Below are 16,487 nucleotides of genomic sequence, written 5' to 3'. Positions count from 1 at the left end.
TATACCTAGTTTGATACTATGTAGTCTTTTTGGAATTTTGTTGATTTATACCTTAATTTGTTCATATTTTGAAGAAAAAAATAAAAAAATTTACTTAAAGCTCCCTTATCGAAGAAAAACACAAGTTTCAAATCTACAATCAATGTATCATTGGCATGCTTTCGAGATTTATAAAATTAAAGATCAATATCAAAATTATTATGTTTTAACTATCAAAAGAAAGAAGAATACCAATGGAAACTGATATAAAAATTGCTCAAAATACTAAAGAATTACCAATTCAAGAAATCGCTAAAAAGATTGGTTTAGATAATGATGAGATTGAATTGTATGGCAACGATAAAGCTAAAATTAGCTGGCGAGCTCTGAATGAACGAAAAGATAATTCTAAATTAGGTAAGTTAATCTTAGTAACCTCTATTTCTCCAACGCCAGCTGGAGAAGGAAAATCAACTATTACTATTGGATTAGGCGATGCATTCAGAAATCAATTACATAAAAATGCAATGATTGCTCTTAGAGAACCATCAATGGGACCGGTATTTGGTTTGAAGGGAGGAGCCACTGGTGGTGGTTATTCTCAGATTATTCCAATGGAAGATATAAATCTTCATTTTACCGGGGATATGCATGCCTTAACTAGCGCTATCGATACATTAGCAGCTTTGGTTGATAATTATTTGTATCAGGATAATCAACTTAATTTAGATCCAAATAAGATTCTGTTAAAGCGGGGAATCGACGTCAACGACCGTAGTTTAAGAAAAATTACAGTTGCGCAAGGTTCACGTTTTAACGGGATTGAACACAAGAGTAGTTTTGCAATTACTGTAGCTAATGAGTTAATGGCCATTTTATGTTTGGCAACTGATATTGATGACTTAAAACAAAGAATTGGTGATATGTTAGTTGGTTATTCAACTGATAATAAGCCAATCTTTGTAAAAGATTTAGGTTTTCAAGGAGCTATAGCTGCATTACTTTCAACTGCATTAAAGCCTAATCTAGTTCAAACTTTGGAACATACTCCAGCTTTAGTTCATGGGGGACCATTTGCAAATATTGCTCACGGGGCCAACTCAGTAATTGCTACTAATTTTGCTCTGCACGTTAGTGATTATGTTTTAACAGAAGCTGGTTTTGGAGCTGATTTAGGTGGGCAGAAGTTTATGGACTTTGTTTCAAGACACCTAGATAAACGTCCTGATGCTGTTGCGGTGGTTGCAACAGTGAGAGCTTTGAAATATCAATCTGAAAAGACAACTGATAATTTGGATCAGGAAAATCTTCAAGCACTAGAAGAAGGGTTCGCTAATTTAAAGCGTCATATGGAAAATATGGCCAGATATGGTCTCCCAGTTTTAGTTTTAATTAATAAATTTGAGAGTGATACTTCCGCTGAGTTAGAAAAGTTACAAGAATTGGTTAAGCAAGATGGATTTGATTGTGAAGTGGTGCAATATCATGATCAGGGATCACAAGGTGGAATCGAAGCTGCTGAAAAGCTCGTAGAGTTAGCTGATAAGGGTGGTCAGTTTAAACCTTTATATGACGCAAATGATGATGTTAAAACTAAGATTGAAAAGATTGCTAAAAACATCTATCATGCAGATAAGATCGAATATTCTGAAAAAGCAAATGAGCAATTAAAAGAAATCGAAGAAATGGGTAAAGACAAGTTACCAGTTATTATTGCAAAAACTCAAGCTTCATTTACCGATGACAAAAAGCAACTCGGAGCACCAGAAGGCTTTACTTTGCATGTTAAAAATTTAGCACTTAAAAATGGAGCAAGATTTATTGTGGTTTCAACAGGACAGATTTTAGATATGCCAGGTTTACCAAAGCATCCTGCTGCTTTAGATATTGATGTTGATAATAATGGGAAGATATCTGGTTTATTTTAATGAAAAAATCTAAACAAGTACTTTATTTATTAATTTCAATTTTTGTCGTCGCTTTAGACCAATGGTTAAAACACTATATTGTGACCAATATGCATGTGGGAGAAGTTAAAAACGTAATTCCTCATGTTTTGTCATTCTATTATTTAAGAAATGACGGCGCTGCTTGGAATATTTTGTCAGGTCAAATGTGGTTGTTTTATCTAATTACAATCGCTGCTATTGGTGTAGTAATTTATTATTTATTCAATCCAAAATATGAAAACGGATTATTTGATACTGGGTTAGCACTGGTTTTAGGTGGTATAGTTGGTAATTTTGTCGATCGTTTACATTTGAAATATGTAATTGATATGTTCCAGCTGGATTTTATTAATTTTAATATTTTTAATATCGCTGATAGTGCAATTACGGTGGGCATTATTTTAGTATTTGTTTATATTTTGTTTTTTGATAATAAGACTAAGGATAAATAAAATGCCACAAAACTTTTCATTTACGATTAGCAGTAAGCAGGGACGCTTAGATAAGTTCTTAGCTCAAGAAATTCAAGAGTTAAGTAGAACAAGAGTACAAGAATTAATAGATGATGAAAATATTCGCGTTAACAATAAAGTTGTTAAAGCATCCTATAAATTAATTCCTGGAGATAAAGTAGACGTTCTCATCCCTCCGAAAAAGCCATTATCTCTACAACCACAAAATATGCATTTAGATATCATTTATGAAGATCAAGATGTAATTGTAGTTAATAAGCCACAAGGAATGGTTGTCCATCCTTCAGCTGGACATCCCGATAAGACTTTAGTTAACGGGCTTCTTTATCATACTAAAGAATTATCGCAGAGTTCTGAAGGCTTCAGACCTGGCATTGTACATCGAATTGATAAGGATACATCAGGTTTATTAATGATTGCTAAAAATGATGTAGCACGTGAAAGTTTGGAGAAGCAGCTTGCCGAAAAGACCAATAAAAGAGAGTATCTAGCCATAGTTCATGGAAATTTTGATACTAAAACGGGTGTGATAAATGCCCCAATTGGACGAAATCCTAATAATCGTAAACAAATGGCTGTTACTGAAAAGGGAAAACATGCTGTAACTCATTTTGAAGTATTAGAACAATTCCACGGCTATTCATTAATCAAATGTATTTTAGAAACAGGCAGAACTCACCAAATAAGAGTGCATATGCGTTATATTGGCCATCCAATTGCAGGAGATCCATTATATGGACCTAAAAAAACGTTAAAAGGAAATGGTCAGTTTTTGCATGCAAAAACATTAGGATTCGAGCATCCAAGAACTCATCAGTGGTTGGAATTTTCTGCTCCAGTTCCGGAAATTTTCCAAAAACAGATTGATATTCTTAGAGATGGAGCAAAATAATTAAGAAGTGACAATAGCATGAAAAGATATTTGATTTTAGAAGACGGAAGCGCTTTTAAAGGCCATGCTTTCGGTGCTACAACAATTTCAACGGGCGAACTCGCAATTCAAACAGCCAATTTTGGCTATCAAGAAGCTATCTCTGATCCAGCTAATTTTGGTAAAATATTAACTTTTACTACCCCAATGATTGGTGGAAGCGGTATTAATGCAATTGACTATGAGTCAATTGATCCTAGTGTTCGAGGCATAATTGCTAATGATATCGCTTTTCATATTTCTCAGAGTAGTAGCTTTCAAGATTTAGATGATTTTCTAAAAGAAAAGAAGATCCCTGCAATTTATGGGGTTGATACACGGGCAATTGTCAAAAAGTTGAAAGATAGAAGCGTGATTAAAGCATCTATCATGGATACAGATGATGATCATGCTTTTGATCAAATTAGGGCATTGGTTCTTCCTAAGAACAAAACTTCCCAAATTTCCACCAAAAATGCTTATGCAGCTCCAAATGTTGGAAAGACCGTTGCAGTAATTGATTTGGGATTAAAGCATTCTTTATTGCGTTCACTTTCTTTAAGAAAAATAAATAGTGTGGTTTTACCGTATAATGCGTCAATTTATGACATTGTCAATATTAGACCTGATGCTATTGTGTTATCTAACGGTCCGAGCGATGTAAAAGAGATTCGCAACGAATTAAAACCGCTTTTTGACCATTTTTATAAAAAACTTCCAATCTTAGGTGTAGGGCTGGGATTTTTAACTATTGCTGATTATCTAGATATGGAACTTTTTGATCTAACACCACCTTATAACGGCAGCAATTATCCTGTAATTGAACAAACAAGCAATAAAATTTGGCAAACAGCTATGAATATCGATACTTTGGTTTTGCCAGAAAATATATCTTTGAATTTTTCGAAAGTATTTTATGATATAAAATCTGATTTGATTGCGGGATTTAGTTTAAAGAAAGAAAAAGTCTTGGCTACTGCATTTAATCCAGAAGGCTCGCCTGGAAATTTTGATGCAATTAGTATTTATGATCAATTTATAAAAATGATGGAGTAAAGAATGCCGCTACATAGTGAAATTAACAAAGTATTAATAATTGGTGCTGGGCCTAGTATTGTTGGTGAAGTTTCCGAAATGGATATATTGACTGAACAAGCTTTAAAGGCTCTTAGTGAAGATAATCTGCAAATTGTACTAATTAATCCTAATCCAGCTACGATCGAAACTGATATTAGAAAAAATGTGCATGTTTATTTAGAGCCGATGACACTCACTTTTGTAAAAAGAATTATTCGTATGGAAAAACCCGATGCATTATTAAGTGCTTTTGGTGGGAAACCAGCTCTCAAATTAACTCAGCAGCTTCAAAAAGATGGTATCTTGGATGATATGAATATCTCTTTGCTCAGTTTGAACGATCAGACTTTAAAGCTTCAAGATAACAAACATTTCCATGATTTTTTATCTGAAAATAATTTACCCGTTTCTAACCAATGGGTAATTGATTCTTTAGAAAATATAGATGAAAAGTTAAAGAATGCTCATTATCCACTTCGCGTAACCAAAAAAGAAGATTATCGTCCGGATGTTCATGAAAGTCTAAAAAGCATAGACGAAGTTAAACTATATTTTGAAAAACAACAATTACAAGATCACTTTAATTGGGATAACTACTTTCTCAATGAAGATTTATCTAATTGGGAAGAGTTAATCTTTGATGTTTTGAGAGATAATAACGGCAACTTTTGTTTCTTTAACAGCCTTGGGAGCTTTGAGCCAGTCAAAATAAATGCTGCAGATTCTCTACTTGTTTCGCCGATTTTAACTCGTAATAACAATCAGATTCAGCAATTGCGCAGATGTATAAGAAAAATTGCGAATATTTTAAATATTCATGGTTCAATTGTGGTACATTTTGCAGTTAAGCAAGATGGTGAGAACTTTAATTACAAAATCCTATCTGTAAAACCACGCTTAACTAAAACCACCCTCTTAGGATATCGTAATGGTATTTATAGTATCGGTTATGTAACAGCGAAGGTAGCACTAGGATATAATTTAAATGAAATTATTGATCCGCAATCAGGGTTAAATGCTGCTATTGAGCCTATTAAAGATGCATGTAGTGTGAAATTGCCATATTGGTCTTTTGTGGAATCGGGTTATAATCACTATAAATTAGGAAATAGACCAAGTTCGAGTGGACAAGCACTTGGAATTGGTCGGAGTTTTGAAGCAGCATTTATGAAGGCTATTCAAGCTACTACTAATTTTGCTAATAACTATCATGTGTTTGAGCGAGAAATTGAAAAAGACGATGAACAATTGATTAAAGACCTCCAAGCAAATAAAGAAAATCATCTGATCGTATTATTTGCATCGGTAGCAAAGGGACTGGATTACAACACTTTACACCAAATTTTGCATATTCATCCAGTTTTTCTTCAAAAAATAAATCATCTAACTTTATTGATGAAGGAATTAAAAGAGCAAGAATTAGATGAGCATCTATTATTGAAGGCAAAAATTAATGGCTTTTCAGATAAATTAATTGCTCATATTTCGCATAAATCAGAAGAAGATATTGAACATTTACTATTAAATTATAATATCGAGCCTTCTTATATAGATATTGATGGTACAGCTGGTTTAGAGAAGCCCAAAGTACAAGCTGTCTATAGTGCTTATGGAGTCGAAAATGAAGTTACGCCTATTGAAACTCCTAAAAAATGTCTGTTGATTGGCCTAAAGCCTTTTCAGGTTTCTTTAACTGGTGAATTCGATTACATGATTTATCATGCTGCAAAAACATTGAAAGAGCAGGGGATTAGTCCCATTATTATTTCTAATAATCCAGAAAGTATTTCTAATTCATATGATGTCTGTGATCGAATTTATTTTGAATCTATCACTTTAGAGAATATTTTAGCTGTTGCGAGAAAAGAAAATATTAAATATGTTTTAACTCAGTTTTCTGGAAAGCAAATTAACCAGTATCGTACGGCTTTGATAACACATGGCTTGAAGATTATCGGTCAAGATAACGTTCAAGAGGTTCTGAATCAAGATCGCACCCAGCAAATATTAAATGCTGGCGTTAATCCAGTCCCAGCTCTTCACTGTGAGAGTCAAGACAAAATCTTAGATTTTGCTTCAAAACATGAATTTCCGTTACTTATTGGCGGAATGAGTAATCATAAAAAGCTAAAATCCGCTGTTGTCTTTGATATGCCAGCTTTGAAAAAGTATATCTCTGAAAATGATCTTGATGAAATGACAATCTCTAAGTTTATTGAAGGTGATAAGTATGAAATTACAGTAATCTCTGATGGAGATAATGTCACTATTCCTGGCATTATTGAGCATTTTGAACAAACGGGCTCTCATGCTTCAGATTCCATTGCTGTTTTTACTCCCCAAAACTTATCTTCAAATAAACAAAGAATTTTAAGAGAAGCTGCGGTAAAAATAGCCCACCAAATGCATCTGCGTGGACCAATTAATCTACATGTTTTATTTTCTCAAGATCAGTTATACGTATTACAGATTAAAACTTATGCTGGACATAATGTCGCTTTTTTAAGTAAGTCGCTTCACCAAGATATCGCCGCTCTTGCAACTAAGATTTTGCTTGGGGCAACTTTGGAAGAATTGGGATGCGCTAATGATGTTTGGCCAACCAATGATTTAATTCATGTCAAGATGCCAGTATTTTCTTACTTAAGTTATCATAGCGACAATACTTTCGATTCTAAGATGAAGACTTCTGGTTCTGTGATAGGACAAGCGGGAAAGCTAGAAATTGCTTTATATAAAGGATACGAAGCAAGTAACCTGGTTATTCCATCGTATGGGACCGTTTTTATCTCCGTTAAAGATTCAGAAAAAAATAAAGCTATTGATATTGCTGCACGCTTTCACAAGTTGGGATTCAGCTTGCTTGCTACTGAAGGGACAGCGAATATTTTAGCTGAAAAGGGTATTACGACTGGAATTATTGAAAAGATCCAACAAGGCAGTAATAGTTTGCTCGAAAAAATAAGTCAACATAGAATTAATATGATAATTAATATCACCAATTTGTCAGACTCTGCAAGTATGGATGCAATTATGATCAAAGATCAAGCACTCAGCACCCATATTCCTGTTTTTTCTAGTTTGCAATCTGCCGAAGATGTCTTAACAGTTCTAGAGATGATGGCTATGACCACCCAGCCACTTTAAGCACATAAATAAAATTATGTTAAGTAAAAAGACTATTTCAAAAATGAAATAGTCTTTTTTTAATGGATTCGTTTGCTTAATACTTCTTCTTCGACAGGAGTAACTTCAATTGAATGTTGACCTGTATAGATGACAAAACCTGGTTTGGCACCGTTTGGTTTTTTAATTCTTTTTACCTGAACGTAATCAACTGGTACATGCGCAGAATGCTTAGCTTTTGAGAAGTAGGCTGCAATTTCTGCAACTTGTTTTATATCAGTTTCACTTGGATTCGAATCTTGTAAGATTACGTGAGATCCTGGGATATTTTTAACGTGGAACCAATAATCGTTCTTATTTGCCTTTTTCAAAGTTAACCAATCATTTTGATAGTTGTTTTTTCCTACTAAAACCTTTTCGCCATTTTCTAGTTCGAATTCATTCAGGGTCTTTTCAGTAATCTTTTTCTTTCTTTGATGAGTATTTTGCTTTTTTAGATATCCTTGATTAGTAAGTTCATCTTTGATCGCATCAATATCTTGGGGTTCAGCATTATCAATAGCTGTTTGAACAGAATCAAAGTAGTCCAAATTTTCCTGTGTAATTCTTAGCTGTTCATTAATATGTTTTATTGAGTTTCTTAATTTTTGGTAACGCGTAAAGTATTTTTGTGCGTTTCGAGCAGGTGATAAAGCCGGATCAAGTTTTATTTTAAGTGGCTCATTATTTTCATAATAATTAGGTAGCGAAATAGAGGTCATCCCAGCTTTAACTTCGTGAAGATAAGTATTTAGAAGCTCACCTTTAATACGATAACTTTCAGAGTTCTCAGCTTGATCAAGCTGCTTATTAAGTTTAATTAACTTTTTGGATAATTTCTTTTGCTCGTTTGAAACCACATTTTCGATTTGCTTAGACTTTTGACGAACCCATTGTCGATTAGCCTGTTCTTTATAAAAGTCATCTAAAGCTGCATTGACATCATCATTAGAGCTAATCAAGTTTAAATCCAAATGATAGGGTAGGTAAACAAAGAATTTGTCTTTATGTTTAGGGGTTTGCAAAACATAACCTTTTGGATGATCAAAATGAGCAAAAAATGTTTTAAAGGATTCAAAAGAGAAATCATCTTCCAAGTATCCTAAGAATTCTCTGCGATCATCACCATCTAAACCATTGAATTGTTTAACAAAGTCTGCTGGCTCAAGATACTTCTTTTTTAAATCTTCAAAAAGTTCCTGATTGAAATCAAAGCCATTTAATCCTTCAATAAGTGGGGGTAATTCATAAGTCGCCTTAGGCAAAAGCAAGCGAGCTCTATTTTCATCAGGATTTATCCTTTTAAGTAGATCGATAATTTTATTATCGGTAGCGTTATAAAGAATCACGTTACTATGCTTTCCCATTAACTCTACTGAAAGAATTAATTGTACTTCGTCACCTAATTCATTGCGATTAGAGAAATGAAAATTAATTATTCGCTCAACGCCGATCTGTTTGACATCAGTCAAAACTGAACCTTCAAGGTATTTTCTTAAGACCATAACGAAAGTAGGGGCGACATCAGGATTAACTATATTTTCATTTGTTAAGTAAAAGCGGGGATTTTGGGCATTAGCCGAAATCAAGAGCTTTTTATTTTTTCTATCTTTTCGAAAATTAAGAACTAAATCGTTATCAAAGGGCTGGTATATTTTTGTCAGTTTTGCTTTTAGCAATTTTGGCGTTAGATTAATTAATAAACTATGTATAAATAAACCATCAAAAGACATTTAATCACCTCGTAAAACTATCTTATTAATTATACTATTTTTAGCTGTGATACCAAACTATATCTATATTGTGAAAATAATAACATTATATTGTGATATTTTCACATAAAGCAGATTTAAGCTTGTGAAATAAGCTGACTTGAGATAGAATAAGTTAGTAAGACTCGGCTATTCGAGCACACTTATATGTAAATATACGATGCATAAGAATAAAATTATAATTAACTATAAGGAAACACTTAAAATGACTTTAGACATTTTGAACTTTAGTTTGATTAGTGATGAAATCAAACGAATCATTAACCAAAAATGTGGTTTGAATCAATCTCAAACACGTTTATTATTATTTTTTGATTCAAATAACAATGAGCCACTAACAATGGGTGAATTAGCAAATAAGCTTGATATTTCTTTGTCGACTTTAAGTAGACAAATTAATCAAAAAAGAACCCTTGAAATAGTTGATGTAACACGCTCTAAAACTGATTCAAGTAAGTTACTATCATTAAACAAAAACGGACTTAAAAAGGTTATAGAGCTTAAAGATGAGCTGAATCAGATACGAGAAGATCTTTTTAGCCATCTAAGCGATGAAGAGGTAAATAACTTTTCAAAACAATTAGTAACTCTTGCTAGCAAGTTGAATAATCAGAGCAAAATATAGATATTACTTAAAAAAGGTAACTTCTTATGCTATAATTTTTACTTGACTAGTAGTAAATGCAGTACAGTCGTACTGCAATTTTTATTTAAGGTAGGTTTTTGCATTGAAAATCGCAATCGTAACTGATAGTACAAGTGATATCACTGCTCAAGAAGCAAAGGAAAACAACATTACAGTTGTTCCAATACCAGTTATTATCGATAACCATGAATACCTTGATAAGGTAGATATTGACGCAAATAAATTATTTGAAACTCAAAGAAATGGCGCATCTTTTCCTAAGACTTCACAACCAGCCTTAGGTAAGATGCTGGAAATTTTTGAAAATCTTCATAAAGAAGGTTATGATGCCATCATCACTATTACTTTGACATCTGCAATTTCTGGCTTTTACAATACTTTAGTAGATATCGCACATAACCATCCAGAATTTAACTTACATCCCTTTGATTCCGGTATGACAGTCCGGACCATGGGAATGATGACGATTGCTGCCGCAAAGATGGCAAAAAATGATGCCAGCATTGATGATATTTTTTCTGCTTTAGAAAAAATGAGAAAATCAATTGGAGTATTATTTGTAGTTGATGATCTTCAAAATTTAGTTCGTGGTGGTCGCTTGAGTAATGCTAGTGCTTTTATTGGTACTATGCTCCAAATCAAACCATTGCTTACTTTTGATTCAAAGACCTACGAAATTAAGAGTTTTGATAAAGTTCGCTCATTAAAGAGAGCAATTAAAAAGAGTGAAGAAATTGCTTTCAAGCAAATTAATGAATCTCCATATAAAGATAAATTGAGATTTATAATTTATAATTCAAATGATGAAGCTCAAGCTCAAAAAGTTGCCGATGATTTCAAACAGCTTTTCCCGAATCAACCCGTTGAAATGGCTAACTTTGATGCAGTGGTTGCTACTCACCTAGGTGAAAAATCACTTGGAATTACTTGGATTTTAGATCCAGATAAAATGAATTTAAGCTAAACAAAAAAGAGCCTTTTGGCTCTTTTAATTTTGCTCATAAAACCACTCATAAGCTGGGGTAATAATTTGTTTCCAGTAATTCCAGTTATGTCTACCGAAAGTATCAATTTTAAATTTTACGTTATTATAATTAGCAGTTAGAGATCGAACAAATTTACTTACATCATTGATATCAACTACTTGATCATATTTACTGGTCCGAACGAAGAATTCAAGCTTTCGATTATTTTGATTTAGATAAGTAGTTGGAAATAGTTGGCGATAAGTTGATATATTCCAATTTGATTTATCATCGCCGAAACAGTGGATAGTTTTGAAGATAGGTTGATAAAACTTGTCTTGCCAAACTGCAGGAGAAAGTAAAATTACTCTTTTAAACTTATTGGGGAATTGTAAACTCAATCTCGCACTGCCAAAACCACCCATAGATATGCCGCCAATTGAGATAGGATATTCAAACTTAAACTTGGATTTCAAATAGGGTAGTAAATCAAGCATGATCGCGTCTTGCATCTTTTGGCAAAATACTGAATTAATATAAAAGCTGTTAAAACCGTCGACAAATACTACAATTGCTTGCTTATGATATTTTTCTTCTAAGGAATCTAATATAGGTTGCGAGTTTATTCGATTATCATCAATAAAGTTAGTATAGTTTCCATAAATGCCGTGTAGCATCAATAAAAGTGAGTGATTAATGGTGGGATCAAAGTCTGTTGGGAGATAGACAGCATAATTCCAGTCTAATTTTAAAGATGGGGAATAGAAACTACTTGTGATTATTTTGCTTGTATTTAACATAATTATTTTGATGTTAACCTAAACTTGGTCCAAGGTTTAATAAAGTCGAGTAAAAAGATCTCATCTTTGGCAATTGAACCAACTTTATTCTTTCTAGATTCCATATGTGGCTTTAAGACTATTTGTAATTCATTTTTGTAGATTCCAAAGCCATCATTCCCGATTAAAATATCCCCGCGTTTGAACTCACCTTCATTATCATGAGCTGGATTAGGAATCTCTTTATAAGTTACTCTAGGCATAGTAGAGCGGATAACAATACTGTTCATGTCGCCGCGACGAAAATGTTGTGGCTTTTCAACGATTGTTTTTTCAATTTCATTTACTGCGTCCACATAGTTTACATGTAGCTGCAATTGATATGGGTTAACTTCGGACAAAGCTTTTAATTCAGCTTCGCTTGCATAGGCATTCCCGATGATTACATCATCAATCATATTTGTTGCCCAAAGTTGTTTTGCTTGGACCTGAATTGGCAAATATCTATCCTGTTCTAAAGTAGGTAAACCGTCTGTTACATTCCAAGGTCCCATTTTTCCTACACTGCTTGAAACAAATGCGGCCGAGTGGATACCGAAATGTTTAAACCGTTTATTACATTCCATAAAGAAATCATACGGCAGCGCTGTTCCTTTTTGAGGATAGAAATTATGGCAGCCATAAATAAAAGGAGTGTTGGCTTGATAAGAAATAATATTGTTCAAGTAATCTACGTTATTGCTCATATTAAGCTCAATTACAAGACCATATGGATTATAAGACATCATCGCCTCTGTGGCGCCATCAAATGCTTGATCTAAACGCAGACCATAGGCTCCTAATTCATGGAAAAATGAGAGATCGTTATAATCAATTCCAAGCTCTTTGAAAATTCTCGGTGAAACGTCTAAGAAAGTATGAAAACCTAATTTATTACTATATTCAATTATTTTTTTATATCTTTCTTTTGTTTGTAAAACAGTGCCTTGTACTTCAAGCATACTCATGAAAATACGCTTAAAGCCATATTTGTGACCCAATTCTAAATACTTAGCATTATCCTCATACTTACTGTGGTCAGGGTAAATGGATAACCCAAGATGTCTTTTTGTCATATTGATACCTTTCAATTAATTTTGATAGTAATTTACTGCTGAATTGTTGTTTTCGTCGCTCATAATAATTTTCATTTCTGGATAGGAACGCTGAACGAGCGAAATAACTTCTGTTTGAACAATCGAGCTGTTCTTTAAAACCGAACCTGATAAGGCAAGATTTTGGGTAATGTTATCTTGATAACGATTGATCAAACTAGTAATTTCGTGAGCGAGAAGGGATGCTTGGTGCTTTAAAATTAAGACGGCATCAATATTACCACTTATTGCCAATTTATCTACCACTGTCGCAAATTTGGCGATTTCAGGTCGCGTTAATTTATAATATTTAGCAACTAATTCTTCATAACTTGCAACCTTGAAGAAGTCAAAAATTTCTTGAGTAAATGAAAACTTTTCACCTTCATCATAAACAATTAGAGCACTACTTAGAGCTTCTTGACTAATGCGATAACCAGAAGCGTAATCTCCTAATAAATATCCCCAACCGCCGCTTCTTAAATATCTATTGTTTTGCTTTCCATAAACTATTGAGCCTGTTCCAGCAATTGCTAAAAAACCATCTTGTCCTTTTAAATTGCTGATCAGGGCAAGTTTAGCATCACTGATAAAATGAACATTATTGCAGATATTTTTGAGTGATGTAGTAATTTTATCTAAATAGGGTTGAGGATCTGAAATGGTTTCTAGACCTGCAATTCCGGCTAAGATTAGTGAACAATTTATTTCTTTATTAGGCAAAACATTTTCGATTGAAGCCAGAATATTTTTTACAGTTTGTTCAGGATTAAGTAAAATATTGCCTGATCCTTTTGTGCTAGAAGCAATTAAGTGTTTATTTTCATCATAAAGACTGGCAACAACATGGGTGCCACCTGAATCAATCCCAATTCTATAAGCCATAGTTTTTTCCTTTCTTAACATGTATACGTTTACATGATATCACTAAATTAGTTGTTTAAGCAATTTTGGTACATACCAAAAATATTATGTTTATTATGTTAAGATAGCGCTATACTTATGTATGTAAATGTTAGCGTATACATTTACAGCAAAAAAACACGGGATTTTTGCTTTTTCTTTCTCGAGGGGGTTATTACATGGGAAAGTTTAATGCTGCCAAAATCACCGCGAAAATGTCTAAATTAGCAGGGAATAGATACTTTGTTGCTATTAGAGACGGAATGGCTGTAATTATTCCAGTGGCCATTGTGGGATCATTCTTTACGATTATTTCACAATTTCCAGTAGATTCATGGAAGAAATTTATTACACCATATCTACCAGCTCTGCAAGTTCCTGTGACATTTTCTATCGGGATGATGGCCCTATATTCTTGTTATGCGATGGCTGCGGCTTTAGCCGATCATTATAAAATTGACCGTAACTCAAGCGCTACAATTGCGACAATGGCATTCTTTATTTTAGCTGTCAGTCCAGGTACTTTGACTGATAAAGCTGCTAAGTTATCTGGAATGGTAAAAGGTACAGTCTTACCATCTACTAACTTTGGAGCTCAAGGCTTGTTTACTGCAATGCTGGTTTCTATGCTTTCAGTAGAAATAATTCGTTGGTTCAAAGAAAGAAATTTAGTTATCAAAATGCCAGATGGGGTTCCACCAGCAGTTTCTAACTCATTCGTTTCTTTAATTCCAGCTTCGGTTATCATTATTTTAGCCTGGATTATCAAAGAAGTACTTCATTTCGACTTGAATGCCGGCTTACTATCACTTCTTTCACCATTATCTAACTTTGGTAAAGATAACTTTATTTCTTCAATTGTGCCACCATTTTTCAACTCACTATTTTGGATTTTTGGTATTCACGGTGCAATTACATCAACACCAATTTATCCATACTGGTATAAGAACTTAGATGCCAATATGGCCGCAATTGCACATGGTGTGACGGCCGCAAACGCGCCTAAATTTATGACTGAGCAATTCTTCCAATGGTTTGTATACATTGGTGGTTCTGGTACAATTATTGGTTTATGTATTTTACTTGCCTTTATGTCAAAATCATCATTTGGTAAGACTTTAGGTAGAGCAGTAATTATTCCAAGTATTTTTAACATTAATGAACCAATTATCTTTGGTTTGCCAATTGTGTTAAATCCATATTTTGCAATACCATTTATTGTGACTCCAATGCTCACTGGTGCAATTACTTACTTTGCTACTGTTTTACACTTAGTTTCAAGAACAATTGCGCTTGTACCATGGACTTTGCCAGGACCAATTGGGGCTTATATGGCAACTGGTTTTGACTGGCGAGCAGCTGTACTTTCATGTATTAATATCATTATTTCAATTGTGATTTACTATCCATTCTTTAAAGTTTGGGATAAGAAGCAATTTGAAAAAGAGCAAGCTGATCTTCAAGTTAAAGCAGCTAACTCAAATACCGAAAATACTGCAAATGATGCGACTACTTCAAAGTTTGCTAAGGTTGAAGATACTGAGTCAAGTGGTGTTACTTTCTTTAAAGGTGTGGAATTTAAATCACTTTTCAGGTTTAATCATTTTAAAAGACGTGAATCTAGTTTATTAAGAGATTAACAAGAAAGTCTACTGATGAAATAATAATATCAGTAGACTTTTATTTTGGAGAGAAAATGTATAATACAGAAATATTTGAATTATTCAATCAGGCACTTAAGCAAAAGGCTACACCAGGAATATCTTATAGTTTACATGGGGTGAAAACTTTTGAAAAACACTATCTTGGTTTTAAAACTTATCAAGATTTAGATATAGTCTCTGAAGATTCAATTTATGATCTTGCATCCCTAACTAAAGTAATTGCTACGACGACTAGAATCTTACAGTTAATAGAAAGTAAACAATTAAGCTTACACGATCCGGTGATCAAGTATCTACCCAAATTTCATTATTCTAATATTAAGATTGAGAATTTGCTGTTGCATAATTCAGGCTTACCAGCTGATTTAAATAATGTGATGACTTTTTTAGATAAGGATGCAGTAATACGGGCTATTTATGATACAAATTTGATCTATAAAACTGGTCAAAACATGATTTATTCTGACTTGAATTTTATTTTATTAGGGATGATTATCGAAAAAATTGATGGTGAAGCCTTTGATCAAAGCATTACAAACAATATTTTAAAGCCTCTAAAAATGAATAATAGTGGATTTAACTTAGACAAGAATCCCCGACTATTTGTGCCAACAGAAAAAAGCAAGCTAAGAGGTCAGATACAAGCAATAGTGCATGATGAAACTGCCTATAAACTTAATGGGATATCTGGAAATGCGGGATTATTTGCGACTTTAAATGATTTAGATAATTTTTGTCAAATGTATTTAAATGGCGGAAGCTTTGGGGGACGAAAAATTTTAAAAGAGGATACGATTGCACAATTATTTGATTTTAACTTTGTGGGCAGGACGTTAGGCTGGCAGAGATGGAATAAGAATGATCATACCCTTTGGCATACGGGTTTTACAGGAACTAGTATTGCAATCGATCTGGATAAAAATACTTACTTTGTCTGTTTGACGAATCGCGTTTTTCCTACTCGAGAAAATAAAAAATGGCTGCCAATTAGGCGGTTAGCTATCGGTTTATTTTTTCAAGAACCTGAATTAATTTAATAATCTTGTCGAATTGAAAAAGCATTAGTCTCAAA

General features: G+C 33.4%; 14 protein-coding genes. 10 read left to right on the top strand and 4 right to left on the bottom strand.

Annotation, left to right across the window (positions count from 1 at the left end):
• The 6 genes from Q0Y70_RS07035 to Q0Y70_RS07010 all read left to right on the top strand — a co-directional run.
• The coding region (locus Q0Y70_RS07035) for a hypothetical protein (RefSeq protein ID WP_297818845.1) at positions 1–244 on the top strand (244 nt) is incomplete at its 5' end.
• Positions 234–1,907, top strand: coding sequence for a formate--tetrahydrofolate ligase (locus Q0Y70_RS07030; RefSeq protein ID WP_297818842.1), 1,674 nt, complete (start codon positions 234–236; stop codon positions 1,905–1,907). The genes Q0Y70_RS07035 and Q0Y70_RS07030, both read left to right, overlap by 11 nt.
• The gene (gene lspA / locus Q0Y70_RS07025; RefSeq protein WP_297818839.1) at positions 1,907–2,380 is read left to right on the top strand and encodes a signal peptidase II; all 474 of its coding nucleotides are present in this window, start codon (positions 1,907–1,909) and stop codon (positions 2,378–2,380) included. The genes Q0Y70_RS07030 and lspA overlap by 1 nt, the downstream gene beginning before the upstream one ends.
• Before the next feature lies 1 nt (position 2,381).
• On the top strand, positions 2,382–3,293 hold the full coding sequence (locus Q0Y70_RS07020; RefSeq protein WP_297818836.1) for an RluA family pseudouridine synthase: 912 nt from the start codon (positions 2,382–2,384) through the stop codon (positions 3,291–3,293).
• An 18-nt stretch (positions 3,294–3,311) separates the two neighbouring features.
• Positions 3,312–4,367 carry a carbamoyl phosphate synthase small subunit gene (locus Q0Y70_RS07015; RefSeq protein ID WP_297818834.1) on the top strand — a complete coding sequence of 352 codons (1,056 nt, stop codon included), beginning with the start codon at positions 3,312–3,314 and terminating at the stop codon, positions 4,365–4,367.
• A gap of 3 nt (positions 4,368–4,370) precedes the next feature.
• Positions 4,371–7,535 carry a carbamoyl phosphate synthase large subunit gene (locus Q0Y70_RS07010; protein WP_297818831.1) on the top strand — a complete coding sequence of 1,055 codons (3,165 nt, stop codon included), beginning with the start codon at positions 4,371–4,373 and terminating at the stop codon, positions 7,533–7,535.
• Positions 7,536–7,594: 59 nt separating this feature from the next.
• On the opposite strand, the gene Q0Y70_RS07005 is transcribed toward Q0Y70_RS07010, so the two are convergent.
• Positions 7,595–9,286, bottom strand: coding sequence for an NFACT family protein (locus tag Q0Y70_RS07005; RefSeq protein WP_297818829.1), 1,692 nt, complete (start codon positions 9,284–9,286; stop codon positions 7,595–7,597).
• Positions 9,287–9,530: 244 nt separating this feature from the next.
• Here Q0Y70_RS07005 and Q0Y70_RS07000 point away from each other — a divergent pair, with 244 nt between their 5' ends.
• Positions 9,531–9,950 (top strand): MarR family winged helix-turn-helix transcriptional regulator, encoded by a 420-nt coding sequence (locus tag Q0Y70_RS07000; RefSeq protein WP_297818826.1) that lies wholly within the window; start codon positions 9,531–9,533, stop codon positions 9,948–9,950.
• Between the two features lie 103 nt (positions 9,951–10,053).
• Positions 10,054–10,935, top strand: a complete 882-nt coding sequence (locus Q0Y70_RS06995) for a DegV family protein (protein WP_297818823.1) — start codon at positions 10,054–10,056, stop codon at positions 10,933–10,935.
• A gap of 24 nt (positions 10,936–10,959) precedes the next feature.
• Here Q0Y70_RS06995 and Q0Y70_RS06990 read toward each other — a convergent pair whose 3' ends face one another.
• Genes Q0Y70_RS06990 through Q0Y70_RS06980 form a run of 3 tightly spaced genes read right to left on the bottom strand, consistent with a single transcriptional unit; the run spans position 10,960 to position 13,733 of the window.
• Positions 10,960–11,736 (bottom strand): alpha/beta hydrolase family protein, encoded by a 777-nt coding sequence (locus Q0Y70_RS06990; protein ID WP_297818820.1) that lies wholly within the window; start codon positions 11,734–11,736, stop codon positions 10,960–10,962.
• A gap of 2 nt (positions 11,737–11,738) precedes the next feature.
• Positions 11,739–12,830 (bottom strand): DUF871 domain-containing protein, encoded by a 1,092-nt coding sequence (locus Q0Y70_RS06985; RefSeq protein WP_297818817.1) that lies wholly within the window; start codon positions 12,828–12,830, stop codon positions 11,739–11,741.
• Between the two features lie 15 nt (positions 12,831–12,845).
• Entirely contained in the window at positions 12,846–13,733 is an 888-nt protein-coding gene (locus tag Q0Y70_RS06980) for a BadF/BadG/BcrA/BcrD ATPase family protein (RefSeq protein ID WP_297818814.1), read from the bottom strand.
• A 197-nt stretch (positions 13,734–13,930) separates the two neighbouring features.
• On the opposite strand from Q0Y70_RS06980, the gene Q0Y70_RS06975 reads away from it, so the two are divergent.
• A complete protein-coding gene (locus Q0Y70_RS06975) occupies positions 13,931–15,391 on the top strand; it encodes a PTS sugar transporter subunit IIC (protein WP_297818811.1) in 1,461 nt (486 codons plus the stop codon).
• 56 nt (positions 15,392–15,447) lie between these two features.
• The gene (locus Q0Y70_RS06970) at positions 15,448–16,452 is read left to right on the top strand and encodes a serine hydrolase (protein ID WP_297818807.1); all 1,005 of its coding nucleotides are present in this window, start codon (positions 15,448–15,450) and stop codon (positions 16,450–16,452) included.
• Positions 16,453–16,487 lie beyond the last annotated feature (35 nt).

Origin of the sequence: uncultured Lactobacillus sp., assembly GCF_947367085.1 — a bacterium.
In the GTDB taxonomy this organism is placed as follows: Bacteria; Bacillota; Bacilli; order Lactobacillales; family Lactobacillaceae; genus Lactobacillus.
This window is presented reverse-complemented; position numbering and strand designations above follow the sequence as displayed.

Excerpts from the sequence above, each read along its gene's own strand:
- Q0Y70_RS07030 (WP_297818842.1), top strand. The coding sequence starts at position 234 with ATGGAAACTGATATAAAAATTGCTCAAAATACTAAAGAATTACCAATT.
- lspA (WP_297818839.1), top strand. The coding sequence starts at position 1,907 with ATGAAAAAATCTAAACAAGTACTTTATTTATTAATTTCAATTTTTGTC.
- Q0Y70_RS07020 (WP_297818836.1), top strand. The coding sequence starts at position 2,382 with ATGCCACAAAACTTTTCATTTACGATTAGCAGTAAGCAGGGACGCTTA.
- Q0Y70_RS07015 (WP_297818834.1), top strand. The coding sequence starts at position 3,312 with ATGAAAAGATATTTGATTTTAGAAGACGGAAGCGCTTTTAAAGGCCAT.
- Q0Y70_RS07010 (WP_297818831.1), top strand. The coding sequence starts at position 4,371 with ATGCCGCTACATAGTGAAATTAACAAAGTATTAATAATTGGTGCTGGG.
- Q0Y70_RS07005 (WP_297818829.1), bottom strand. The coding sequence starts at position 9,286 with ATGTCTTTTGATGGTTTATTTATACATAGTTTATTAATTAATCTAACG.
- Q0Y70_RS07000 (WP_297818826.1), top strand. The coding sequence starts at position 9,531 with ATGACTTTAGACATTTTGAACTTTAGTTTGATTAGTGATGAAATCAAA.
- Q0Y70_RS06990 (WP_297818820.1), bottom strand. The coding sequence starts at position 11,736 with ATGTTAAATACAAGCAAAATAATCACAAGTAGTTTCTATTCCCCATCT.
- Q0Y70_RS06985 (WP_297818817.1), bottom strand. The coding sequence starts at position 12,830 with ATGACAAAAAGACATCTTGGGTTATCCATTTACCCTGACCACAGTAAG.
- Q0Y70_RS06980 (WP_297818814.1), bottom strand. The coding sequence starts at position 13,733 with ATGGCTTATAGAATTGGGATTGATTCAGGTGGCACCCATGTTGTTGCC.
- Q0Y70_RS06975 (WP_297818811.1), top strand. The coding sequence starts at position 13,931 with ATGGGAAAGTTTAATGCTGCCAAAATCACCGCGAAAATGTCTAAATTA.
- Q0Y70_RS06970 (WP_297818807.1), top strand. The coding sequence starts at position 15,448 with ATGTATAATACAGAAATATTTGAATTATTCAATCAGGCACTTAAGCAA.